The sequence below is a fragment of the Cupriavidus sp. 01L46 genome (assembly GCF_056399905.1).
The window spans coordinates 1-933 of sequence record NZ_JBFTSF010000644.1 but is presented as its reverse complement, the minus strand read 5'-3'; the positions used below and the strand labels follow the sequence as shown (position 1 = coordinate 933).

The 933-nt window shown below is 69.8% G+C and carries 1 protein-coding gene; it reads left to right on the top strand.

Going from position 1 to position 933, the window contains the following annotated elements:
• Positions 1 to 933 (top strand): polysaccharide biosynthesis tyrosine autokinase (locus AC1DS3_RS39070; RefSeq protein WP_477129419.1); only part of this gene is annotated, 933 nt, incomplete at both ends.

Sequence of the window (933 nt, the reverse complement as noted above, 5' to 3'; positions counted from 1 at the left end):
AGCGGGACGTGCGTGTGGATACCGAGCTCTATACCAACCTGCTCAACAACGCGCAGCAACTGCGCATCGTCAAGGCAGGCCAGGTCGGCAACGTGCGCGTGGTGGACTTCGCCGAACCCGCGGACGATCCGATCCGTCCGCAACGCGCCATGCTGGTGCTGATCAGCGGCGGCATCGGCCTGGTGCTGGGGGCCTTGCTGGCCTTCCTGCGCAAGGCCTTGTATGGCGGCGTGGAGCATCCGGAAGAGATCGAGCGGATGCTGGGCGTGCCGGTCTGCGCGGTGGTGCCGCGCAGCCAGACGCAGCTGCGCCTGCAGCGCGAGCTGCGCGCCTCCGGCAGCAGCGGGCTGGGGGTGCTGGCGGCACGCGCGCCGGATGACATCGCGGTGGAAGGCGTGCGCGCCTTGCGCACCACGCTGCAGTACGCGCTGCACACCGCCCGCAACAACGTCGTGATGCTGACCGGCTCGCGCCAGGATGCCGGCAAGTCGTTCCTGTCCGTGAACCTGGCCGCGCTGGTCGCGTCAGGGCGCAAGCGCGTGCTGCTGATCGACGGCGACATGCGGCGCGGCGAGGTTCACGTGCACTTCGGGCTGTCGCAGGTGCCGGGGCTGGCGGACACGCTGATGGGCACGGACATCGACTCCGTGGTGATCCGCGAGGTGCTGCCGGGCCTGGATGTGCTGACCCGCGGCAGCTTGCCGCCCGATCCGGCGGAGCTGCTGATGAGCGATCGCTTCCACGCCATGCTGGACCTGTTCAAGCAACGCTACGACATGGTCATCATCGACACGCCGCCCGTGCTCGCTGTCACGGATGCCACGCTGCTCGGGCGGCATGCGGGCACCACCTTGCTGGTGGTGCGCCACGGCCGGCATTCCGCGGCCGAGGTCACCGAGACCGCGCGGCGCCTGACCAACGGCGGCGTGACCC